At 76.8% G+C, this 23,013-nt stretch carries 18 protein-coding genes; 9 read left to right on the top strand and 9 right to left on the bottom strand.

Going from position 1 to position 23,013, the window contains the following annotated elements; all coding sequences use genetic code 11:
* Positions 1-86: 86 nt before the first annotated feature.
* Entirely contained in the window at positions 87-299 is a 213-nt protein-coding gene (locus FKM96_RS18710; RefSeq protein ID WP_147796517.1) for a DUF3072 domain-containing protein, read from the top strand.
* 12 nt (positions 300-311) lie between these two features.
* Here the strand turns inward: FKM96_RS18710 and FKM96_RS18705 are convergent, their stop codons facing one another.
* From FKM96_RS18705 to FKM96_RS18690, 4 genes are all read right to left on the bottom strand, one after another.
* Positions 312-1,343, bottom strand: coding sequence for a serine hydrolase (locus FKM96_RS18705; protein ID WP_147796516.1), 1,032 nt, complete (start codon positions 1,341-1,343; stop codon positions 312-314).
* Positions 1,344-1,407: 64 nt separating this feature from the next.
* Positions 1,408-1,773, bottom strand: coding sequence for a M15 family metallopeptidase (locus tag FKM96_RS21725; RefSeq protein ID WP_246855071.1), 366 nt, complete (start codon positions 1,771-1,773; stop codon positions 1,408-1,410).
* Positions 1,774-2,249: 476 nt separating this feature from the next.
* Complete coding sequence (locus tag FKM96_RS18695) at positions 2,250-3,089, bottom strand: RNA methyltransferase (protein WP_147796514.1); 840 nt, start codon at positions 3,087-3,089, stop codon at positions 2,250-2,252.
* A 13-nt stretch (positions 3,090-3,102) separates the two neighbouring features.
* Positions 3,103-4,401 (bottom strand): amidohydrolase, encoded by a 1,299-nt coding sequence (locus FKM96_RS18690; protein WP_147796513.1) that lies wholly within the window; start codon positions 4,399-4,401, stop codon positions 3,103-3,105.
* Positions 4,402-4,569: 168 nt separating this feature from the next.
* On the opposite strand from FKM96_RS18690, the gene FKM96_RS18685 reads away from it, so the two are divergent.
* On the top strand, positions 4,570-7,839 hold the full coding sequence (locus FKM96_RS18685) for a BTAD domain-containing putative transcriptional regulator (RefSeq protein ID WP_147796512.1): 3,270 nt from the start codon (positions 4,570-4,572) through the stop codon (positions 7,837-7,839).
* Here FKM96_RS18685 and FKM96_RS18680 read toward each other — a convergent pair.
* On the bottom strand, positions 7,821-8,972 hold the full coding sequence (locus FKM96_RS18680; RefSeq protein ID WP_147796511.1) for a bifunctional 2-polyprenyl-6-hydroxyphenol methylase/3-demethylubiquinol 3-O-methyltransferase UbiG: 1,152 nt from the start codon (positions 8,970-8,972) through the stop codon (positions 7,821-7,823). The two genes, FKM96_RS18685 and FKM96_RS18680, sit on opposite strands and share 19 nt — an antisense overlap.
* Before the next feature lie 115 nt (positions 8,973-9,087).
* Positions 9,088-9,297 (bottom strand): hypothetical protein, encoded by a 210-nt coding sequence (locus FKM96_RS18675; protein WP_147796510.1) that lies wholly within the window; start codon positions 9,295-9,297, stop codon positions 9,088-9,090.
* Positions 9,298-9,618: 321 nt separating this feature from the next.
* Between FKM96_RS18675 and glgX the strand changes: the two genes are divergently transcribed.
* From glgX to treZ, 3 genes are read left to right on the top strand one after another with little or no spacing between them, the layout of a single operon-like run.
* Positions 9,619-11,889, top strand: coding sequence for a glycogen debranching protein GlgX (glgX, locus tag FKM96_RS18670; RefSeq protein WP_147796509.1), 2,271 nt, complete (start codon positions 9,619-9,621; stop codon positions 11,887-11,889).
* Entirely contained in the window at positions 11,886-14,417 is a 2,532-nt protein-coding gene (gene treY / locus FKM96_RS18665; protein ID WP_147796508.1) for a malto-oligosyltrehalose synthase, read from the top strand. Before glgX ends, treY begins: the two co-directional genes overlap by 4 nt.
* The gene (gene treZ, locus FKM96_RS18660) at positions 14,414-16,258 is read left to right on the top strand and encodes a malto-oligosyltrehalose trehalohydrolase (protein WP_246855070.1); all 1,845 of its coding nucleotides are present in this window, start codon (positions 14,414-14,416) and stop codon (positions 16,256-16,258) included. The genes treY and treZ overlap by 4 nt, the downstream gene beginning before the upstream one ends.
* A 112-nt stretch (positions 16,259-16,370) precedes the next feature.
* On the opposite strand, the gene zapE is transcribed toward treZ, so the two are convergent.
* On the bottom strand, positions 16,371-17,426 hold the full coding sequence (gene zapE, locus FKM96_RS18655; RefSeq protein WP_246855069.1) for a cell division protein ZapE: 1,056 nt from the start codon (positions 17,424-17,426) through the stop codon (positions 16,371-16,373).
* A 31-nt stretch (positions 17,427-17,457) separates the two neighbouring features.
* Here zapE and FKM96_RS18650 point away from each other — a divergent pair, with 31 nt between their 5' ends.
* Entirely contained in the window at positions 17,458-18,249 is a 792-nt protein-coding gene (locus FKM96_RS18650; RefSeq protein WP_147796506.1) for a dihydrofolate reductase family protein, read from the top strand.
* Positions 18,250-18,309: 60 nt separating this feature from the next.
* A complete protein-coding gene (locus FKM96_RS18645) occupies positions 18,310-18,795 on the top strand; it encodes a hypothetical protein (RefSeq protein WP_147796505.1) in 486 nt (161 codons plus the stop codon).
* Positions 18,796-18,883: 88 nt separating this feature from the next.
* On the opposite strand, the gene FKM96_RS18640 is transcribed toward FKM96_RS18645, so the two are convergent.
* Both FKM96_RS18640 and gndA read right to left on the bottom strand, forming a co-directional pair.
* Positions 18,884-20,155, bottom strand: coding sequence for a hypothetical protein (locus tag FKM96_RS18640; RefSeq protein ID WP_371300451.1), 1,272 nt, complete (start codon positions 20,153-20,155; stop codon positions 18,884-18,886).
* Positions 20,152-21,591 (bottom strand): NADP-dependent phosphogluconate dehydrogenase, encoded by a 1,440-nt coding sequence (gene gndA / locus FKM96_RS18635; protein WP_147796504.1) that lies wholly within the window; start codon positions 21,589-21,591, stop codon positions 20,152-20,154. Before gndA ends, FKM96_RS18640 begins: the two co-directional genes overlap by 4 nt.
* A gap of 111 nt (positions 21,592-21,702) precedes the next feature.
* Here gndA and FKM96_RS18630 point away from each other — a divergent pair, with 111 nt between their 5' ends.
* Both FKM96_RS18630 and FKM96_RS22370 read left to right on the top strand, forming a co-directional pair.
* Positions 21,703-22,284, top strand: coding sequence for a DUF3000 domain-containing protein (locus tag FKM96_RS18630; RefSeq protein WP_147796503.1), 582 nt, complete (start codon positions 21,703-21,705; stop codon positions 22,282-22,284).
* 148 nt (positions 22,285-22,432) lie between these two features.
* Entirely contained in the window at positions 22,433-23,008 is a 576-nt protein-coding gene (locus FKM96_RS22370; protein WP_246855068.1) for a LuxR C-terminal-related transcriptional regulator, read from the top strand.
* Positions 23,009-23,013: the final 5 nt, after the last annotated feature.

Genomic DNA, 23,013 nt, shown 5'->3' with positions numbered 1-23,013 from the left:
ACCACAGGATCGACCCGCCCCTCGCGCGGCGCGCGCCGAGTCCGCTCGCCGTGCGCGTCCGGGTGCCCGGACCTAGCGTGACCGCCATGACCGAGCAGACCCCGGACCCCAGCACCGACGCCACCAAGGACCCCGCGGACTGGGTCACCGGCGACGAGCCGATGACCGGCCCGCAGGACTCCTACCTGCACACCCTCGCGCGGGAGGCCGGCGAGGAGGTCCCGGAGGACCTGACCAAGGCCCAGGCGTCCGAGATGATCGACCGGCTCCAGGGCGAGACCGGGCGCGGCGCGAGCTGACCCCGCGCGGGCTCAGTCGTCCTCGGGCTCGCGCAGCACCGGCCACGCCCCGTCCGACGTGTTCGCGATCACGGTGACCGTGACCCCCGTCGCCGGGTCGTGCCGGGTGCGCGCGGAGACGCCCGCGTCGTAGCCCTCCAGCACCAGGTCGTCGGAGTCGAGGCCCAGCCAGAACCCGCGCCCGTAGCGCATGCCCTCGTCCTCGACGACGTGCTGCGGCTCGGTCAGCCGGGCCACGGTCGCGGCAGGCACGATCCGGCCGGCGGTCAGCGCGCGCCAGAACGCGGCCAGGTCGGCGGCGGTCGTGGCGAGCCCGCCGTCGCCGCTCCCCCGCACGGGCAGGTGCAGCACGTTGGTGCGCGGGCCGTCCTCGTCGAGGTAGCCGAGCGCGAGGTCCGGCGCGGGCTCGTCCGACCGCGGGAAGCCCGTGCGGGTCATCCCGGCGGGGCCGAGGACCCGCTCGGCGACCAGGTCCGCGAACGGCGCGCCCGCGACCCGCTGCGCGACGAGCGCCAGCAGCACGTACCCGGAGTTGTTGTACGCGAACTCCGCGCCCGGCTCGGACACCTGGGCGTGCGGCGCGAGCATCGGCAGGTACGCCTCGGTGTCGTCCAGCACGTGCGGCGGCAGCGTCAGCACGTAGTCGGTGATCGCGCCGTCGCCGTTCTCGTCCAGGTAGTCGCCGATCCCGGACGTGTGGCCCAGCAGGTGGTCGACGGTCACCCGGTCGTCGACGAGCGGCAGGTCGGCGCCGAGCACCGGGCGCACCGGGTCGTCCCAGCCGAGCCGGCCCTCCTCGACCAGCGAGGCGATCGTCAGGGCGGTGAAGCCCTTCGCGACGCTCGCGACGCCGAACCGGTGGTCGGGCGTGGCGGGCACCCGGCGGGCGCGGTCCGCCCAGCCGTACGCCCGGGCGAACAGCACCTCCTCGGCGCGGGAGACGTGCACGACGCCGCTGAGGCCCGAGGCCTCGGCGCGGGCGTGCAGGGCGGGTCCGAGGTCCTCGGGGGCGGTCGTCGGGCTGCGGTGCTCGGCGGTCGTCATGCGGCGACGCTACGGGGCCCCTCGCCGGTGGGCCAGCAGATTTCCGGCGCGCGGCCGCCCGCGGTCACCAGCCCCAGGACGAGTCCGGGTGCTGCTCCGGGCACGCGTCGGCGCCGTCCGGGAGCTTCTCGAAGTGCCACACCTCGTTGGCGTAGGTCTGGCACAGCCCGAAGTCGACCCCGTGCTCCGCGAGCCAGTACGCCCCCTCGGTCGGGCCGACGTCGACCGCCAGGCCCTGCACGTGCGCGGACGACTCCGGCGGCAGCACCCAGCGGTACGCCTCCGGGACGCCGTGCGTCGCGACCGCGTCGTCGACGAGGCGCTGCTGCTCCTCCGGCGTGCGCTTCCCCGAGGTGACGCGCAGCTCGACGCCCTCGGCGTCGGCGGCGCCCTGTGCCGCCCGGAACCGCGCGGCGAGGTCGGCGTCCACGCCGTCGAGACCATCCGCGAGCGGCGGGGCGTCAGGCCCCGAGCCGTCTCCGGGTGCGCCCGTCGGCTCCTGCGACGCAGGGTCGGCGGTCGAGACCGGCACCGCGGGCAACGCACGCGACCCGTCGCCGGGACCACCGGCGGCCGAGCAGCCCGCGAGGCCGACGGCGAGGAGCGCGACCGCCGCCCCGGCCGGCGCGGCGAGCCGTCGGGCGGGGCGTGATCGGACGGGGCGTGATCGGGCGGGGCGTGATCGGGCGGGGCGGGGGCGGTGGTGTCGGGGCATGGTCCGACGGTGCCGCGCCGCGCCGCCCGGGCGCGTCGCCCCGCGGTCCGACCGCTCCGCGTCGGGGTCCCACCCCGGTCGGACGGGCGCCTGGTCCCCTCGTCCGACCCGGCACCGACCGCCCCGCCCACGCTCTCCGGCGCGCCCCACGCCGACCGGCGGTGGCGGGGCCGGAAGGCGTAGGTTCCGCGTCAGCCCCGCACGCGCGTCGCCCAGAACGCCACCGCGCCCGCCGCCGCCACGTTCAGCGAGTCCACGCCCCCGGCCATCGGGATCCGCACCGTGAGGTCGGCCGCCGCGACCGTCGCCGGCTTCAGCCCGTCGCCCTCGGCGCCGAGCACCAGCGCCAGCCGCTCCGGCGGGTCCGCCTCCAGCGCGTCCAGGCTCACCGAGTCGTCGGACAGCGCCAGTGCCGCGGTCACGAACCCGGCCTCGCGCAGCACGTCGATCCCGCCCGGCCACGGGTCCACCCGGGTCCACGGCACCTGGAACACCGTGCCCATCGAGACCCGGACCGACCGCCGGTACAGGGGGTCGGCGCACCGCGGCGTCACCAGCACCGCGTCCACGCCGATGGCCGCCGCGGAGCGGAACGCCGCGCCGACGTTCGTGTGGTCGACGACGTCCTCCAGCACGGCGACCCGGCGCGCCCCCGCGATGACCTCCGCGACCGGCGGCAGCGGCGGGCGGTGCATCGCCGCGAGCGCCCCGCGGTGCACGTGGAAGCCGGTGATGGCCTCCAGCACCGCCGGGTCCGCGACGTACACGCGCACCGGCTCGCCGTCGGGGTCGCGCGCCTCCAGCATCGCCGTCAGGTCCGGCAGCCAGCGCGGCGACACCAGCACCGACCGCGGCCGGTGCCCCGCCGCCAGCGCGCGCTCGAGCACGGTCGAGCTCTCCGCGATGTACAGGCCCTTCTCGGGCTCGTGCCGCGACCGGAGCGCGACGTCGGTGAGCGCGACGTAGTCGGCGAGCCGCTCGTCATCGGGGTCGGTCAGGTGGACGATGTCGAGCGCGGGCACGCCCGCCATCATCCCACCGGGGTCAGGCCAGGAACTCCAGCGCGGCGGCGACGAGCAGCCGGCGACCCGCGGCGATCGTCGGCTCGTCGAGCGGGGCGAACTGGGCGGTGTGGTTCCCGGGCACGGCTGCGGAGAAGCCCGAGACGTAGCCGTCGGGGAACAGCGCGGGGTCCATGCCGCCCCAGAACCAGAACGCGTACGGCACCGGGTCGCCCTCGTACCGGCCCCTCGGCAGGCCGTACTCGGAGAAGTCCTCGGAGCCCATGAGCGGCTCGGCGGTCCGCACGGCGCCCTCGGGCATGACGGCCCGTTGGGCGGCCATGACGCGGTCGACGACCTCGGCGGTGTTGACCGTGGCGGGCGGGTTCTCCCGCATCGTGATCGTCGGCTGCTCGGGGCAGCCCGCCGCCTGCGCCTCGGCGCCGACGATGCGCTCGACCGCCGCGACGGCCCGCGCCATCGAGGCGTCCGAGCGCGCCCGCAGGTTCACCGTGAACGTCGCGGTGTCCGGGATGATGTTCGACTTCGTGCCGGCGTGGAACGTGCCGACCGTGACGACCAGCGGGTCCTCGGGCGACGTCTCGCGGGCGGCGATGGTCTGCAACCGGGTGATCGCGTACGCGGCGGTGAGGATCGGGTCGACCGTGACGAACGGGCGGGAGCCGTGGCCGCCGCGGCCGTGGATCGTCACGTCGAGGGTCGCCGCGGCCGCCATGAGCAGCCCGCGGGAGTGGTTCGCCACCCCGGCCGGCAGGGGCCCGACGTGCTGGCCGAGCGCCACGTCCGGCTTGGGGAACCGCGTGAACAGGCCGTCCGCGAGCATCGCGCTCGCCCCGGTCGCGGTCTCCTCGGCGGGCTGGCCGACCACGAGCAGCGTGCCGGACCACGCGTCGCGCGCGCCGGCGAGCGCGTCCACCGCGGCCGCGAGCGCCGTCACGTGCATGTCGTGCCCGCAGGCGTGCATCGTGGCGACGGTCTCCCCCGCGGGGTTCACGTCGGTGTGCCGGCTCTGGTACCCCAGGCCGGTCTCCTCCAGGACGGGCAGGCCGTCCATGTCGGCGCGGAGCATCACGACCGGCCCGTCGCCGTTGCGCAGCACGCCGACCACGCCCGTCCCGCCGACGCCCTCCGTGACCTCGAGGCCCGACGCGCGCAGCTCGGCCGCGAGCGCCGCGGCGGTGCGGTGCTCCCGCCCGGACAGCTCGGGGTGCGCGTGCAGGTCGCGGTACAGGTCCCGCCAGTGCGCGTCGCGGGTGTCCGCGGTGTCGAGCACCCGGGCGGCGCGGGTCGGGTCGGCGGTCGGGGCGGTGTCCAGGGCCATGCGGCGGGTCCCTCCGGGGTGGGTCGGCGTTCCTCGCCGCACGCTACCCCGCGCGGGTGAGCCGGGCGGGGCGTCGGTGTGCCCGGCAGCGGGACGGACCTGCTCCCACCTGCGCCGCCGCACCGCACCCCTTGCCGCGCCCACCCCCCGGGGGCCACGATCGGCCTCATGCGGTACGGGGTCCTGGGGCCTGTGGAGCTCGTGACCGCGGAGGGGGCAGAGCCAGTCCGCGGCTCCCGTCAGCGCGCCCTGCTGGCGGTGCTGCTGGCGCACCGGGGCGCGTTGGTCCCCCGGGAGCGCCTGATCGCCGCGCTGTGGCCGGCGGGGCCACCGCCCAGCGCCGAGCACACGCTGCACAGCCACGCGTCGCGGATCCGCGCGCTGGTGGGCGCCGACCTGCGCGCGGTCCCGGGCGGCTACCGGCTCGACCCGCAGGACCTCGACGCCGACCGGTTCGACCGCGCCGTCCGCGCCGTGACCCGGGGCGCCGCCGCCCGCGGCTGGCCGGACGCCGGCCGCGCGGCGACCGGGCCCGCCGCCGAGGTGCTCGCCGAGGCCCTCGCCCTGTGGCGCGGGCCGGCGTTCGGCACCGAGGCCGACCTGCCGGAGGTGCAGGCCGAGGCCGAGCGCCTCGAGACCGCACGCCGCAGCGCGCACGAGGCGCTCGCCCGGGCGCTGATCGGCACGGACCCGGAACGCGCCGCGGAGGCGGCCGAGCGGGCGCTCGACGGCGACCCGTACCGCGAGGGGGCGTGGGCGCTGCTGGTGCGGGCCCGCACGGCCGAGGGGCGCCCGGGCGAGGCCGTGCTGGCGTACCTGCGGGCGGCCGCGGCGCTGGACGAGATCGGGCTGCTGCCCTCGCACGAGCTCCGGTCCGCGCACGCGGCGGCGCTCGCGGCCGGCCGGCCCGTGGCGGCCGCGGGCAACCACCGCGGGTCGTCGCGGGCCGAGGGCGGGGCGTCGGGGGTCGAGCAGGCGGCGGGCGGGCGCACCGGCGGCCGGGCGGGCTCCGCGCGGGCCGGCCGTCCCGGCGCGCTGCCGACGCCCGGCACCGGCGGGACCGCCGGGGCCGCCGCAGGCGCTCGCCGCACGGCGGGTCCGCCGGCCCGTGCGGCCGCCGCCGCCGACGGTCGCGCCGGCGGTGCCGGAGGGCGCGCGGCTGCCGGGGGGCCGCCGGCGCGCCCGGCCGCCCCGGGCGGCGCCCGCGTCCGCACGCGCGGAGACGGACCGACCGCCCCGCCGCTCCCCCGCCCGCGCACCTCGTTCGTCGGGCGGGAGGCCGAGCTGCGCGCGGCCCGCGCGCTCCTCGCGCAGAGCGCGCTGGTCACGTTCGTCGGTCCCGGCGGCGTCGGCAAGACGCGCCTCGCCCTGGAGTCGGCGGCGCGGGTGCCGGACCCGCTGGTCCCGCGGTTCGTCGAGCTCGCGGCGGTGCGCGACCCCGCCGCGGTGCCGGCCGCGATCGCCCAGGGGCTGGACGCCGACCCCGCCGTCCCGCCCGCCCAGGTGCTCGCCGCCGCGGGGACCCGCGCGACGGTCCTGGTGCTCGACAACTGCGAGCACGTCGCCGGGGCGGTCGCCGAGTGCGTCGACCTGCTGCTGTCCGAGCCCGGCCCGCTCCGGGTGCTCGCCACGAGCCGCACGCCGCTGGGGGTCGCGGGCGAGCACGTGCTGCTGGTCGAGCCGCTGGGCGCGGACGGACCCGCCTCCCCGGCCGCGCGGCTGTTCCGGGACCGCGCCCGGGCCGCGTCCGGGCGCACGACGGAACCGCAGCCCGGCCCGGCCGACCTCCCCCGCGGCGCGCCCGACCCGGTGGCCCGGGTCGTCGCCCGCCTCGACGGGCTGCCCCTCGCCGTCGAGATGGCCGCCGCCCGCACGGCGACGCTGAGCGTCGCCGACCTCGCCGACCTCCTCGACGCCCGGCTGGACTCCCTCGTGCAGCCGCGCCGCGACGCGCCGGCGCGGCACCGGTCGCTCGCGGCGCTGGTGGGCTGGTCCCGGGAGCTGCTCGCCCGGGACGCGCGCACGGCGCTCGACGGCTGGCCGGTGTTCGCCACCGCGTGCCCGCCCGACCTCGCCGCGCGGGTGCTGGACGTCCCGGCGCGGACGGCCGAGCAGCTGGCGGCGGCGTCGCTGCTGGTCCGGGACGACGCCCGGGGGCGCACCCGGTACCGGATGCTCCAGACGGTGCGCGCGGTCGTCGGCCCGCCCCCGGAGGCGGTGCGCGCCCGGCACGCGGCCGTGCTGCTCGACGTCGCCCGCGACGCGGACCGCGCCCTGCGCGGGCCCGGCGAGCCGGAGGCGCGGGCGCGGCTCACGGCGCTGCTGCCCGACCTGCGCGTGGCCCACGCCTGGGCGGCGACCCACGACCCGGACCTCGCGGTGCGGCTGACCCGCGCCCTGCACCGGCACGCGGTCGACACCCTGCGCACCGACGTGCTGGCCTGGCCCGTGCCGGGGCGCGAGGACGCCCCGGCCGTCCTCGCGGCGCTCGCGGCCCGCGCCCTGGTGCAGGGGCACCGGGGCGGGGCGGGCCGCCGGGCGCAGCACGCGCTGGCCGGGGCCACGGACGTGGCCGACCGGCTGCACGCGCTCGAGGTGCTCGCCGACCTGGCGCTCGTCGAGGGCCGCACCGACGACGCGGTCGCCCTCGGGGGCCGGATCACCGCGGAGGCGCAGCACGCGGCCGACCCGCACTACCGCGTCATCGGCCTCACCTACCCGGCGCTGGTGGCCGCCTACCGGGACCGCCCGCTCGCGGCCGACGCGGCGCTCGCGGTGCTGCGCCGCGCCGTGCACCCCGTGGCCGCCGCCCCGTCCGACCGCGCGTGGCTCGCGTTCACCACCGGCGAGGTGCTGGCGCGCACCGACCCCGCGGCCGCCGTCGCGGCGCTCGCGGACGCCCGGGAGCTCGCCGAGGCGGTCGGCGACCGGTACCTGTGCGGCGTCGCGCGCGCGGCCACCGTCGCCGCGGTCGCGCGGCGCCCCGACCCGGCCGGGGCGCTCGAGGAGCTGCTCGCGCTCGCGCGCGACTGGGCCCCGGCGGGCGACCGCACGCACCTGCTCACGGCGCTGCGGAACGCGGTGCCCCTGCTCCTGCGGCTCGACCGGCCCGAGGAGTCCGCCCTGCTGCTCGGCGCGGTGACCGCCCCCGACCTGCCGGTGACCTACGGCGTGGAGGCGGACGCGCTCGCGGGGGCGCGGGCCGGGCTCGCGGCAGCCCTGGGCACCCGGCGGCTCGCGACGCTGGTCGACGCGGGCGCCGACGACGACCTCGGGGCCGCGGTCGACCGGCTGGCCGCGGGGCCGCGCCCGGACGCCGTGCCGCCGGGTGGGGACGGGACCGTCCCGGCGCCCGCGGTCCGGACCGCCGCGGCCACGGACGCCCCCGCCCGTCCGGCGTCCGCCGCCACCGCCGCGCGTCAGCCGCGGAGCCGGTAGAACCGGAACAGGTTGTGCTCGACCGGCAGCACCTCGGTCGCCGCGAACCCCGCCGCCCGCGCGTACCCGGCGAGCGTCGTCGGGCGCATCACCGTCCCGGTCCCGACCCCGCCGGGGTGCGAGAGCCCGTCCGGGAGGCAGACCCCGAGCGAGAACCCGTAGTACCACCGGTCGAGCGGCCCGGCCGGCGCCGTGAACTCCTCCGCCACCCGCTCGTCGGCGACCAGCACCCAGCCGTCGTCGGCGACCAGCGTCCGCACCGCGCCGAGCACCGCGACCGGGTCGGCGAGGTCGTGCACGCACTCGAACGCCAGCCCCACGTCGTAGCCGCCGGCGGCCTCGCTCCGCGCCAGCGTCGCCGCGTCCGCCGCGACGAACCGCACCCGGTCCTCGACGCCCCGCGCGGCCGCGTGCCGCCGGGCCGCCGCCACCGACGCCGGGTCGAGGTCCACGCCCGTCACCTCCACGTCCTCGTGGGCCAGCGCCAGGCCGATCGACGACCAGCCCTCGCCGCAGCCCACGTCGACCACCCGGGCGCCGCCGCGCAGCCGGTCGTGGAGGTCCGGGAGCCGCTGCGCGACGACGTCCGCGAGCCCGTGCAGGAGGAACGGCCGGTTCAGCGCCGCCTGGGCCTCGCGGGCGTCGGCGCCCAGCCGCTCCCAGGCGACGCCCCCGCCGGTCCGGTACGCGGCGTGCAGCTCGTCCGAGACCCGCACGCTCGCGGCGTGCATCCGGGCGAGCGGCGCCAGGTAGGACGGCGAGTCGGCGTCCGCGAGCACCGCGGCGGCCCCGGGCGTCAGCGCGAACGCGCCGCCCGCCGCCGGCACGACGAAGCCGGCGGCCGCCTGGTGCTCCAGCCACTCGCGGGCGTAGCGGGGGTGGCTGGCGGTCCGGGCCGCCAGCTCGTCCGGGGTGCACGGCCCGGACCGGGCGAGCGCGCGGTACCAGCCGAGCCGGTCGCCCGCGTGCACCGCCGCGAGCTCCTGCGCGCCGAGGCTCGCGGCGAACACCCGGTCCGCCACCTCCGCGGGGCTGGGCCCGACGGGCTCGAGCAGGTCGCCGGGGCGGGCGGCGGCCGGGGCGTCGACGGGCGGCTCGGCGGCCGCGCGCGGCGCGGGCGTGCTCGTGGACATGCGGTCCTCCTCGTGGGTGAGGCCGCCGACCGGTCGCCGGCGGGCCCCACCAGCAGGCGCCCCGCCCCTCGCACGCGCCTCGCAGCCCCCTCGCAGCCGCCCTCCCGCGGTGCGGTCAGCCCTGGTCGGAGCGCAGCGCCCCCGTCGCGCGGAACGTGTCGGCGATCTGCTGCGCCTGGGCGGACACGAGCCGGCGGTACAGGTCGTAGGCGGCGTCGACGCGGACCGGGAGGTCCCCGCGGTTGCGCGCGAGCTGCCAGTCGCGCTTCGCCGCCGCGATGTCCGCGTTGGTGATGACCACCCGCGCGTCGTCCTGTTCCGCCATGGGTCCGAGCATGCGTCCGAATTGCCCGATATGCGATAGTCCGTCGGGGTGAACGGGAGGCCGGCCGCGGGTGAACTGCCGGGTCGCACCGCCCGTTCGGCCCAGCGACGCCCGCCCCGCGGCCCCGGCGTCGTCCGCCCCCTCGACCCCGGGCGTCGTCCGCGCCGCGACCCTCGCACGCGGCCCGCAGCGGGCCGCGGCGCCGCTCGCCGGACCGCGCGCGAGGCGTTCGTCCTGCGCACCTGGGGGGTCCCCTGGCACGCTGTGCCCAGGAGCGGCGACCAGCCGCCGACCCCTATCGTCCCCGGAGGACTGACGCGCATGAGGATCTGGCCCGGACGCCCCTACCCGCTCGGCGCGACCTACGACGGCAGCGGCACCAACTTCGCGCTGTTCTCCGGGGTCGCGGAGCGGGTGGAGCTCTGCCTGTTCGACGAGGCGGGGAACGAGACCCGGGTGGACCTGCCCGAGGTCGACGCGTTCGTCTGGCACGGCTACGTCCCCGCCCTCCAGCCCGGCACCCGGTACGGCTACCGGGTGCACGGCCCGTACGACCCGGCCCAGGGCCACCGCTGCGACCCGTCGAAGCTGCTGCTCGACCCGTACGCCAAGGCCATCGACGGGCAGATCGACAACGACCCGTCGCTGTACTCGTACACGTTCGGCGCCGAGGACGAGCGGAACACCGAGGACTCCGCCGGCCACACGATGACCTCGGTGGTCGTGAACCCGTACTTCGACTGGGGCCACGACCGGCCGCCGCAGCACGAGTACCACGACTCGGTCATCTACGAGGCGCACGTCAAGGGCCTGACCCGGCTGCACCCGGCGGTGCCCGAGGAGATGCGCGGCACCTACTCGGCCCTGGCGCACCCCGCGGTCATCGAGCACCTGACCAACCTGGGCGTGACGGCCGTCGAGCTCATGCCGGTGCACCAGTTCGTCAACGACCCGTCGCTGCAGGACCGCGGGCTGTCGAACTACTGGGGCTACAACACCATCGGGTTCTTCGCGCCGCACAACGCCTACGCCGCCTTCGGCAGCACCGGCCAGCAGGTGCAGGAGTTCAAGGCGATGGTCAAGGCGCTGCACGCCGCGGACATCGAGGTCATCCTCGACGTGGTCTACAACCACACCGCCGAGGGCAACCACCTGGGCCCGACCCTGTCGTTCCGCGGCATCGACAACGCCTCGTACTACCGGCTCGTCGACGAGGACCAGGCGCACTACTTCGACACCACCGGCACCGGGAACTCGCTGCTCATGCGGTCCCCGCACGTGCTGCAGCTGATCATGGACTCGCTGCGCTACTGGGTGCAGGACATGCACGTCGACGGGTTCCGGTTCGACCTCGCGGCGACGCTGGCCCGCCAGTTCCACGAGGTCGACCGGCTGAGCGCGTTCTTCGACATCGTGCAGCAGGACCCGATCATCTCCCAGGTCAAGCTCATCGCCGAGCCCTGGGACCTCGGCGACGGCGGCTACCAGGTCGGCGGGTTCCCGCCCCTGTGGTCGGAGTGGAACGGCCAGTACCGGGACACCGTGCGGGACTTCTGGCGCGGCGAGCCGTCGACGCTGGCGGAGTTCGCCAGCCGGCTGTCCGGGTCCTCGGACCTGTACGAGCACACCGGCCGCCGGCCCATCGCGAGCGTCAACTTCGTGACCGCGCACGACGGCTTCACGCTCGCCGACCTGACCGCCTACAACGAGAAGCACAACGAGGCGAACGGCGAGGACAACCGGGACGGCGAGAGCCACAACCGGTCCTGGAACTGCGGCGTCGAGGGCCCGACGGACGACGCGGAGGTGCTGGACCTGCGCGGCCGTCAGCGCCGCAACTTCCTCACCACGCTGCTGCTGTCGCAGGGCGTGCCGATGATCCTGCACGGCGACGAGATGGGCCGCACCCAGCAGGGCAACAACAACGTCTACTGCCAGGACGACGAGCTGTCGTGGCAGAACTGGGACCTCGACGAGCACGACACCGAGCTGCTCGAGTACGCCCGGAAGGTCGTGCACCTGCGCAAGGACCACCCCGTGTTCCGCCGCCGCCGGTTCTTCGCCGGCGCCCCGGAGCGCGGCGGCGAGTCCGACCTGCGCGACATCGCCTGGCTGTCCCCCGCGGGCACCCACATGTCCGACGCGCAGTGGCAGGAGGAGTTCGCGCGCGCCGTCATGGTGTTCCTCAACGGCGACGCGATCGCCGAGCCGGACCTGCGGGGCGAGGAGATCGTCGACGACTCGTTCCTGGTGCTGTTCAACGCCCAGCCGGAGCCGGTGCAGTTCACGCTCCCGGACGCCGAGTACGGCGAGACGTGGACGGTCGCGCTCGACAGCGACCACCAGCTCGAGCCGGGCGACGAGATCGCGCACTCGACCACCCTCGAGCTCGCGCACCGCTCGACCGTCGTGCTGTCGCGCCCGCCGGTCCAGCAGGTCGACCCGATCACGCAGGCGCCGGCGGTCACGTCGCTGCCGACCGGGGCCGAGCCGCCCGCGCCGACCGGGCTCCCCGGCACCCCGGGCACGCCCTCCGGCGCGCCCGCGGCGGCGCCCGCCGACGGCGCCGGCGACCGGAAGCGGGGCAAGTGACCGTCGAGCGCGGGACCGAGCCCCGCACGCCGACCCGGCGCCTGCCCGCGCCGGGTCGGCCCGTCCCCACGTCGACCTACCGGCTCCAGCTCGGGGCCGACCTGACGCTGGACGACGCCGCCGACCTGGTGCCGTACCTGGCGGACCTCGGCGTCACGCACGTCTACCTGTCGCCGATCCTCACCGCGGCGCCGGGTTCGACGCACGGCTACGACGTCGTCGACCACGACGAGGTCTCCCCCGTCCTCGGCGGCGAGCCGGCGCTGCGCCGGCTCGCCGACCGGGCGCACGGGGCCGGGCTCGGCCTGGTGCTCGACATCGTGCCGAACCACATGGCCGTGCCCACGCCCGCGTGGCACAACCGCGCCCTGTGGTCCGTGCTCGCGGAGGGCCCGGAGTCGCCGTACGCGTCCTGGTTCGACGTCGACTGGTCCGCCGGCGAGGGGGACGTCCTCATGCCGGTGCTGGGTGACCGGATCGGCGCGGTGCTGGCGTCGGGCGAGATCCGGCTGGAGCACGAGGTCGTGCCGGGCCAGGGCGACGAGCCGCAGCCCGTGCTCCGCTACTACGACCACACCTTCCCCGTCCGCCCCGGCACGGAGGCGCTGCCGCTGGCCGAGCTGCTGGAGCGGCAGCACTACCGGCTGGCGTACTGGCGGGTCGCCGACGAGGAGCTCAACTACCGGCGGTTCTTCGACGTCGGCACCCTCGCCGCGATCCGCGTCGAGGACCCCGCCGTGTTCGACGCCACGCACGCCCTGGTGCTCCGGCTGCTCGACGAGAGAGTGCTCGACGGCCTGCGCATCGACCACCCCGACGGGCTCGCGGACCCGGGCGGCTACCTCGAGCGGCTGCGCGAGCGGTCGGGCGGCGCGTGGGTCGTGGTCGAGAAGATCCTGCAGGGCGACGAGGAGCTCCCCGCCGACTGGGACACCGCCGGCACCACGGGCTACGAGGCGCTGTGGCGGATCCAGCAGGCCTTCGTCGACCCCGGCGGCGGCGCCCGGCTGGGCGCGCTCATGCACCGCCTGACCGGCGAGTCGTCCGACGCGCTGCCCGAGGTGGTCGACACCGCCAAGCGGCAGATCGTGGACCGCGCGCTGTACGCCGAGGTGTACCGGCTCACCGAGCTCGCCGCCGAGGTGTGCCGCGGCGACCTGCGGCTCCGGGACCACACCTGGCGGTCGCTGCACGACTGCCTGGTCGAGCTGCTGGTGGCGATGGACCGGTACCGGGCCTACGTCGCACCGGGGCGCACCCCGCACCCGGCCGACGTCGAGGTCCTGGAGCACGCGGCCCGTGCCGCCCGCGCCCAGTTGTCACCCGAGCGCGCCGCCACCATGGACGTGCTGGTCGACCTGCTGCTGGGGCGCGAGGTCGGCAGCGCCGGCCGCACCCGGGAGCCGCAGCGCGACGAGCTCGTCGTCCGGTTCCAGCAGACCTGCGGCGCCGTGATGGCCAAGGGCGTCGAGGACACGGCGTTCTACCGGTGGACGCACCTGGTGTCGCTGACCGAGGTCGGCGGCGAGCCCGCGCGGTTCGCCCTGTCCCCCACCGAGCTGCTCGCCTGGGCCGTGCGCGCCCAGCAGCAGACCCCGCTCGGCATGACCACGCTGTCGACGCACGACACCAAGCGCAGCGAGGACGTCCGGGCCCGGCTGGGCGTCCTGTCCGAGCTGCCGGTCGAGTGGGCCGAGCTGGTCGGGCGGCTGCGGGAGGCCACGGCGTCCTACCGGAGCACGCTGCTCGACGGCCGCGCCGAGAACCTGCTCTGGCAGACCCTCGCGGGCACCTGGACCGCCGACGGACCGATCGCGGCCGAGCGGCTGAACGAGTACCTGACCAAGGCCGTCCGCGAGGCCAAGGACCGCACGTCCTGGACCAGCCCGGACGAGGCGTACGAGCGCGCGGTGCTCGGCGTCGCCACCCGGGCGCTGGCGGACGAGCGCGTCGGCGCGCTGCTCGCCGACTGGGAGCACCGCACCCGCGACGCCGTGCGCGCGGCCACCCTGGGCCAGAAGCTCGTCCAGCTCACGCTGCCGGGCGTGGCCGACGTCTACCAGGGCACCGAGGTGCCCGCGGTCGCGCTCGTCGACCCGGACAACCGCCGGCCCGTGGACCACGACGCGATCGCGGCCAGGCTGGCCCGGCTGGACGAGGGCGCGGGGGCGCGCGACCTGGCGGACGAGAAGCTGCTGGTGACCTCCCGGGCGCTGCGGCTGCGCCGGGACGTCCCCGAGGCGTTCGTCGGCCCCGGCGCCGGCATCACGCCGCTGCCGCACTCGTCCGGGCACGTGCTCACCTACGCGCGCACCGCCGACGGCGAGCCGCGGGTGGCCGTGGTCGCCACCCGGCTCGCCGCGATGGTCGACCGGCTCGGCGGCTGGGGCGAGCACACCGTCGCCCTGCCCGAGGGCGACTGGCACGACGTCCTGGCCGACCGCCCCGTCGACGGCGGGGTGCAGCCCCTGGCCGACCTGCTCGACCGGCTGCCGGTCGCCCTGCTCGTGAGGAGGACCGACGCGTGACCGAGACCCCCGTCCGCACCGTGCGCCCGGGCGAGGTGTGGGCGCCCCGCGCCACCACCGTCGCCCTGCACCTGCCCGCGGCGGACGACGCCGGGGCGGAGACCGTGCCGCTCACCGCCGCCGGCGACGGCTGGTGGGCCACCGACCGTGAGATCCCGCACGGCACCGACTACGCGTTCGTGCTCGACGGCGGCGACCCGCGGCCCGACCCCCGCGGCCCCTGGGCGCCCGCGGGCGTGCACGGGCCCAGCCGGGTGTTCGACGCGTCCCGGCACGACTGGTCCGACCAGGACTGGGCTGGGCGCGACGTGCGCGGCGCGGTCGTCTACGAGCTGCACGTCGGCACGTTCACGCCCGAGGGCACGCTGGACGCCGCCGCGGCGCGCCTCGACCACCTCGTCGCCACCGGGGTCGAGGTCGTCGAGCTGCTGCCGGTCGCGCCGTTCAACGGCGAGCGCGGCTGGGGCTACGACGGCGTCAGCCTGTACGGCGTGCACGAGCCGTACGGCGGCCCGGCCGCCCTGCAGCGGTTCGTGGACGCCGCGCACGCCGCCGGGCTCGCGGTCTGCCTGGACGTCGTGCACAACCACCTGGGCCCGTCGGGCAACTACCTGGGCGAGTTCGGGCCGTACTTCACCGACGCGCACCACACGCCGTGGGGCGCGGCGATCAACCTGGACGGTGACGGCTCCGCCGAGGTGCGGCGGTGGATCGTGGACAGCGCGTTGCGCTGGTTCCGGGACTTCCACGTCGACGCGCTGCGGCTGGACGCCGTGCACGCGCTGGTCGACGACTCCCCGCGGCACGCGCTCGCGCAGCTCTCGGACGAGGTCGCGGCCCTGGCGGCCGAGGTCGGCCGGCCGCTGTCGCTGATCGCCGAGGTCGACCTCAACGACCCGGTGTCGGTGACGCCGACCGCGGCGGGCGGCTGGGGCATGACCGCGCAGTGGGCGGACGACGTGCACCACGCGCTGCACGCCCTGCTCACCGGCGAGCGGCACGGGTACTACGTCGACTTCGGCGAGCCCGAGACGCTGCGCAAGGCGTACCGCGACGTCTTCGTGCACGACGGCGGGTACTCGACGTTCCGGGGCGAGGACTGGGGCGCGCCGGTGCCCCCGGACGTCGACGGCCACCGGTTCGTCGTGTTCGGCTCCGACCACGACCAGGTCGGCAACCGCGCGCTGGGCGACCGCCCGTCGGACGCGCTGGACGACGGGGCGCTGGCCGCGTCCGCCGCTCTGGTGCTGCTCTCGCCCTTCACGCCGATGCTGTTCATGGGCGAGGAGTGGGGCGCCCGCACGCCGTGGATGTACGTCACCGACCACCCGGAGCCCGAGCTCGCCCAGGCGGTCCGCGAGGGCCGGTCGCGGGAGTTCGGCGGCCACGGCTGGGCGGAGATGTACGGGGCGGACGAGGACACCTTCGAGGTGCCGGACCCGCAGGCGCCGGCGACGTTCGAGTCGGGGCGGCTCGACTGGGACGAACCGACGCTGCCCGGCGGCGAGCGGATGCTCGACTGGTACCGGACGCTCGCGCGGCTGCGCCACGAGGTCCCGGACCTGGGCTCGGGCGACCGCACGCGCACGGACCTGACGTGGGCCGAGGGGCCCGACGCCGCCGAGCCGGTCGACGGCGCGTGGGCCGACTGGCTCGTGCTGCACCGCGGCGACGCCCGGGTGGTGGTGAACCTCGCGGACGCCGAGCGCAGGGTGCCGCTGGCGTCGGAGGGGGACCTGCGGGTGCTGGCGTCCTGGGCCACGGCCCGGATCGTCCCCGCGGGTGACGGCGAGGGCACCCAGCTGCTCCTGGGCCCTCGCTCGGTGGCCGTCCTGGCCTGACCCCGGGACGGTCCCGCCCCGGCGAGCCCCGGCTCGTCCGGCAGTGGAACGGTGTGACCGACACGCCGACGGCGTGTCGGTCACACCGTTCCACCGTAGGGGACGCGGGCGGTCAGGCGCGGGTCGCGGCCTCCTGGCGGCCGCGCTCCGCGAGCGCGCCCAGGCGGGACAGCGCGCGGTAGTACTTCTTCCGGTACCCGCCGGCGAGCATCTGCTCGGTGAACAGCGCGGACTCCCCCGCGCCGCCGAGCAGCACCGGCACGTCCCGGTCGTACAGCCGGTCCACCAGGGACACCAGCCGCAGCGCGACGTCCTGGTCCGGCACCGGCCCGACCCCGGTCAGCCCGACGAGCCCGACCCCGTCCAGCAGCGCCCCGTACCGCGACGCGTGCACGGTCGACAGGTGCGCCAGCAGGTCGCCGAAGTCGTCGAGCGTCGCGCCGGGCACCCCCGCGGCCGCGGCCCGCACGGCGTCGTCGTCCAGGCCGGGCGCGTCGGTGACCGCCTCGCGCCGCCGGTAGTCCTGGCCGTCGATCCGCAGCACCTCGAACCGGTCGGAGAGGTCCTGGATCTCCCGCAGGAAGTCGTCGGCCGCGAACCGGCCCTCGCCGAGCGACTCGGGCAGGGTGTTCGACGTGGCCGCGAGCGCGACGCCCCGGTCGGTGAGCTCGCGCAGCAGCCGGGACATCAGCACGGTGTCCCCGGGGTCGTCGAGCTCGAACTCGTCGATGCAGACCAGCTTCCGGGTGGCGAGCGCGTCGACGGTCGGCCGGAACCCGAGGGCGCCGACCAGGTTGGTCCACTCGACGAACGTGCCGTACGCCGCCGCCTCCGGCCCCACGGCCGCGGCGAGCGACGCCAGCAGGTGGGTCTTGCCGACGCCGAACCCGCCGTCGAGGTACACCGCGGGCACCGCGGCGGGCTTGCGCCGCAGCCGGCTCAGCAGGCCGCCGGAGCCGCCCGCGCCGCTCAACGTCGCCGCGACCTCGCGCAGGCGGGCCACGGCGGCGCCCTGGCTCGGGTACTCCGGGTCGGGCCGGTAGGTGTCGAAGGACTCGCCGGCGAAGTGCGGCGGCGGGACGCGCTCCGCCAGCAGGCGGTCGCGGCCGACGTCGGGCCGCCGGGAGGTCAGGCTGGCCGTCGTCGGCGTGGCGGGGCTGGGGCTCACGGCCGCACAGCCTACGACTAGCCTGACCGCCATGCCCCGCGAGCTCCCGCCCCTGGACGTGCTGCTGCCTCTCGACCGCGCCGGCGCGACCCTGGCCCCCGAGGCCGGCGAGCCCGCGCTGCACGACCTGTACGCGCACCCGGCCGCCGCGCCCGGCCGGCCCGCGGCCGTGCGGGCGAACATGATCGCCACCGTCGACGGCTCGGCCCAGGGCCCCGACGGCCGGTCCCGCAGCATCAACGGCCCCGCGGACTGGCGGGTGTTCCGGGTCATGCGCGCGGTGGCCGACGTGGTGCTGGTCGGCGCGGGGACCGCCCGGGCCGAGCACTACACGCCGCTCGGGGTGCCGGCCGACCTGCGGGCGGCGCGCGCCGCCCGCGGCCAGGCGCCCGACCTGGAGCTCGCCCTGGTCACGGCGTCCGGCGAGCTGCCCGAGGGCCTGCGCGGCACCGACCGGCCGCCGTACGTCGTGACCGTCGCCGCGAACCCGCGGCTCGCCGACCTGCGTGCGGAGCTGGGCGACGACCGGGTCCTGGTGGCCGGCGAGCACGAGGTCGACCTCGCCGCGGCGCTCGCCCTGCTCGCGGAGCGCGGCCTGACCCGGGTGCTCGCCGAGGGCGGCCCGCGGCTGCTCACCGACCTGGTGCGCGCCGGGCTGGTGGACGAGCTCTGCCTCACGACCAGCCCGCTGGTCGTCGGCGGGCCGGGCCTCCGCGCGGTGCAGGCGCCCGAGTGGCTCGACCCGTTGCCGGCCCGCCCGGCCCACCTGCTGCACAGCGACGGGATGCTGCTCGGGCGCTGGGTGCTCGGCGCGGCCGGCTGACCCCGCGGCGCGCGGCCGCGTGACCGGGTGAGCAGCGCCGACGCCCGCTAGGGTCGATCCGTGACCGACACGATCCTGGTCCTCACGGAGGACACCCTCGCCGCCGCCGACGTCGCGCACATCGTCTCGCTGCACGACGGCGAGCAGCTGCAGTACCGCGTGCTCGTCCCCGCCGACACCGAGCGCAACGTGCTCGTGTCGCTCGTCGACCAGCTGAGCATGGGCGAGCTCCGCGAGGCGCTCGACACCGTCCTGGGCCGCGAGCCGGAGCCGACCGAGGCGACCGCCGACGCGGCCGAGCAGCTCGCCGACAGCCTGGCCGCGTTCGCCGACGCCGGCGTGAGCGCGTCCGGCACGGTCGTCGACGACGACCCGCTGCCCGCGCTGCGCGCCGCCGTCGCGTCCGAGGCCGCCCGCGAGGTGGTCGTCGTGACCTACCCGCACGCGCTGGAGGACACGTTCCACCGCGACTGGGCGTCCCGCGCACGCGAGGAGCTGCACGTGCCGGTGCTGCACCTGTACTCGGGGACGTCCGAGCTGGGCTGAGCCCGGGACCGCGACGCCGCACGCACGACGGCCGGGGCCCCGCTCGGGGGCGCCGGCCGTCGTGCGTCGTGGTGCAGGGGCGCCGGGGTCAGAACCCCGTGCTCGTCGGCTCCGGGTAGTACCGCCGGAACTTGCGGACCTGGTTCAGGCCGGCGGCGAGCACGTACCAGCGCCGCTTGAGGCCGGCGTCGCGCCGGTACCGCAGCGGGTGCGCCACCCGCCCGGACCTGATCAGCCCGCGCACCTTCCCGGCCAGCGCCGGGTCCAGCACGTACTTGAGCAGCAGCCGGTGCGGCAGGATCGAGTACAGCACCTCGGTGTCCACCACGACCGGGTCGACCGCGCGGTCCAGCACCCGGTCCTCGACCAGGAACCGCGCGACGTTCGCCCCGGCGGCCGTCACGTAGTAGTTGTTCCGGCCGATGCGCGGGTTCACCTCGAAGAACCGGAACGACCCGTCGCGCGGGTCGACCTTCACGTCGAAGTTCGCGAACCCGACGTAGCCGACGCCGCGCAGGAGCGCCGCCGCCTGGTCGAGCATCCCCTGCTCCCGGGTCACGACCATCGCGGCCGGGTTCCCCAGGCCGGACGGGGTGTGCTCCTCGAGCAGCACGTGCGCCGACGCCAGCAGGGTGATCGAGCCGCGCGAGTCCACGTACGCGGTGATCGACCGCATCTGGGTGTCGTCGCCCGGCACGAGCTCCTGGACGACGAACCGCCCGCGGAACCCGGCGCGCTTGAGCGAGGCCCAGAGCGCGTCGAGCTCGTCGGCCGAGGCGATCTCGAAGACCTTCTTCTTCCCCGGGAACTCGACCTCCTGGTAGTCGGCGCTGCTGGCCGCCTTGGCGATCAACGGGTAGCCGACGTCCACGGGGACCGGCGCCCAGGCCGGGTCGTCCGCGAGCGCGAAGTCCTGGACGATCGTCCGCGGCACCGCGAGGCCGAGGTCCGTCGCGATCTCGGCGAAGGTCGCCTTGTCCGACAGCCGGTCCATCAGGTCCTCGTCGAGGAACGGCACCACGTAGTGCGGCTCGAGCTCCGCGCGGTGCTGCACCACCACCCGGACCAGCCAGTCGGAGTTGGCCAGCAGCACCAGCCGCTTGCCGGCGTGCTCGCGGGCCACCTCCAGCACCGCGTCGACCAGCTGGCGCGGGTCGTGCCCGTCCGCGACGAGCCGGTTGTCCACGATCCGCGAGTCGGCGACCGGCCCGAGGGCCGCTCCGCTCACGACGACCGACCGGACGCCGTACGCCTCGTGGAAGGCCCGCGCGAGCGCGTACACGCCGATGTCGGCGCCGAGCATGACGGGCTGCAGGTCGCGCAGCCCCTCGGTGCCCGGCGCCGTGTGCGCCGCGCTCACGCCTCGTGCTCGGCGCGGTCGCCGGACCACTCGGTGTGGAAGGTGCCGTCCTTGTCCACGCGCTTGTAGGTGTGCGCGCCGAAGAAGTCGCGCTGCGCCTGGATCAGCGCCGCCGGCAGCCGCTCGGCCCGCACGCCGTCGTAGTACGACAGCGAGGAGGAGAACGCCGGGGTGGGCACCCCGGCCAGCGCGGCCTGGGCCACGACCCGGCGCCACGCGGGCACGCCGTTGCCGACGGCGCCGGTGAAGTACTCGTCGGCGAGCAGCAGCGGCAGGTCCGCGTCGCGCTCGTACGCCTCGGTGATCCGGTTGAGGAACCGGGCGCGGATGATGCAGCCGCCGCGCCAGATGCGCGCCATGGCGCCGCGGTCGATGTCCCAGCCGTTCTCGGCGGAGGCGGCGGCGATCTGGTCGAAGCCCTGCGAGTACGCGACGACCTTGGACGCGTACAGCGCCAGGCGGACGTCCTCGATGAACGCGTCGCGGTCGGTGACCTCGAAGGCGCCGGCGTGCGCGGGGAGCGCGCCCCGGGCGGCGGTGCGCTGCGGGACCGAGCCGGACAGCGCGCGGGCGAACGTGGCCTCCGCGATGCCGGTGATCGGCACGCCCAGGTCCAGGCCGTTCTGCACCGTCCAGCGGCCGGTGCCCTTCTGCTCCGCCTGGTCGAGCACGACGTCCACGAACGCGGACCCGGTCTCGGCGTCGACCTGGGACAGCACCTCGGCCGTGATCTCGATGAGGAACGACTCGAGGTCGCCCTCGTTCCAGGTCCGGAAGATGTCGGCGATCTCCGCGGCGGACGCGCCCAGGCCCTGCTTGAGCAGGTCGTACGCCTCGGCGATCAGCTGCATGTCGGCGTACTCGATGCCGTTGTGCACCATCTTGACGAAGTGGCCGGCGCCGTCGGGGCCGACGTAGGTGCAGCACGGGGTGCCGTCGACCTTGGCCGAGATGTCCTCCAGGATCGGGCCCAGCACCGCGTACGACTCGCGCGAGCCGCCCGGCATGATCGACGGGCCGTTGAGCGCGCCCTCCTCGCCGCCGGACACGCCGGTGCCGACGAAGTGCAGCCCCTTGGCCTTCAGCGCGGCCTCGCGGCGGCGGGTGTCCGGGAAGTGCGCGTTGCCCGCGTCGATGACGATGTCGCCCTCGTCGAGGAGCGGCACCAGCTCGTCGATGACCGCGTCGGTCGGGCCGCCGGCCTTGACCATGATGATGACCTTGCGCGGCCGCTCCAGCGACGCCACGAACTCCTCGGTGGTCACCGACGGCACGAAGGTGCCCTCGTCGCCGTGGTCGGCGATCAGCGAGTCGGTCTTCGCCTGCGAGCGGTTGTGCACCGCGACCGTGTAGCCGTGCCGGGCCAGGTTGCGGGCGAGGTTCCGGCCCATGACGGCGAGGCCGGTGACGCCGATCTGTGCGGCGGGTGCAGACATGCGCAGGTGCTCCTTCGAGGGGGTGCCAGGGCAGGTTCACCCTAGTCCGGGGCGTCGCCGCCCGGCGTGCCGCGACCGCAGGTCGAGAGCGGCGCCCCTACGCTCGGCGCTGTGAGCACCGGCCCCCGCGACGCGCCACCGGAGTTCCTGCGTGCCCTCCGGTCCCTGCGGGGGGTCACCCTGCGGCCCGAGGTCTCCCTCGAGGAGGCACCCGGGCCGGCGCGGATCGCCCCGTACACCGCGGCCCTCGTCGCCGACGTCCGCAGCGGCCGCCGGGACCCCGACGCCGAGGAGCTCGCCTCGGGCCGGTTCGTCGTGCTGCACGACCCCGCGGGCCAGGAGGCCTGGGACGGCGCGTTCCGGCTCGTGACCCTGGTGCGCGCGACGCTCGAGCCGGAGGTCGGCCAGGACCCGCTGCTGGCCGAGGTCGCGTGGAGCTGGTTCTCCGACGCCCTCGCGTCCGCCGACGTCGACGCCCGCGCCGCCGGGGGCACCGTGACCCGGGTGCTGTCCCAGTCGTTCGGCGCCCTGGACGAGCGCCCGGAGCTCTGCGAGCTCGAGCTGCGCGCCTCCTGGACGGCGCGCGACGAGGACCTGGCCCCGCACCTGCGCGCATGGGGCACCCTGCTGTGCACGGTCGCCGGGCTGCCGCCGCTGCCCGAGGGCGTGGTCGCGCTGGGGCCGCGGCACTAGGGCTCGCCGCCCGGCCGGCGTCCGGGGAGCGGGCACCCGTGACAACCGGGTCACGAGCGGGTCACGATGTCACCCGATCTGCTCAAGACACCCCGGCGGCGGACCGATAGAGGGGGCAAGTGTGGTGGACCGTCAAGGGGGCACAGCAGTGAGCATCGAGCCGATTCGACGAGGCACCGGCCTGGCGCCGGGCGTCCCGGGTGCCCGCGCGGGCGCGGTCGCCACGCAGGCGCGCCGCCCCGGCTCGCAGGGTGCCGGCACCGGCACCGACCCCCGCCGGCGGCCGCTCGGCCAGATGTGCGTCGTGGTCACCGAGCTCGCCGAGGGCGACGGCCAGACCCTGGTGCGCAACCTGCGGCGCCGCGGCTCCGGCCGCGTCATCCTGCTCGCCCGCCGGGCCGGGCGCCGCGACCTGGTCGGCCTGCTGACCGGCGGCCTGCGGGGCGCCGTCGCCACCGAGCCGAACGCGACCGTCGGCCAGCCCGGCGCCGCCCCCGGCGCGGTGCCGTCGCCGTTCGCGCGCACCCGCCCCGACCTCACCTCGCGCGAGCTCAGCGTGCTGCGCCTCGTCGCCGACGGGTTCAGCAACCGCGCCATCGGCGACGAGCTCGGCCTGTCCGCGCTCACCGTGAAGAGCCACCTCGCGCGCATCTCGCGCAAGCTCGGCACCGGCGACCGCGCCGCGCTGGTCGCCATCTCCATCCGCACCGGCCTGCTCGCCTGAGCGCC

The sequence above is a fragment of the Cellulomonas sp. Y8 genome, from assembly GCF_008033115.1.
Lineage (GTDB): Bacteria > Actinomycetota > Actinomycetes > Actinomycetales > Cellulomonadaceae > Cellulomonas.
The sequence above is the reverse complement of the archived record's forward strand: the minus strand, read 5'-3'. Positions and strand labels throughout refer to the sequence as shown.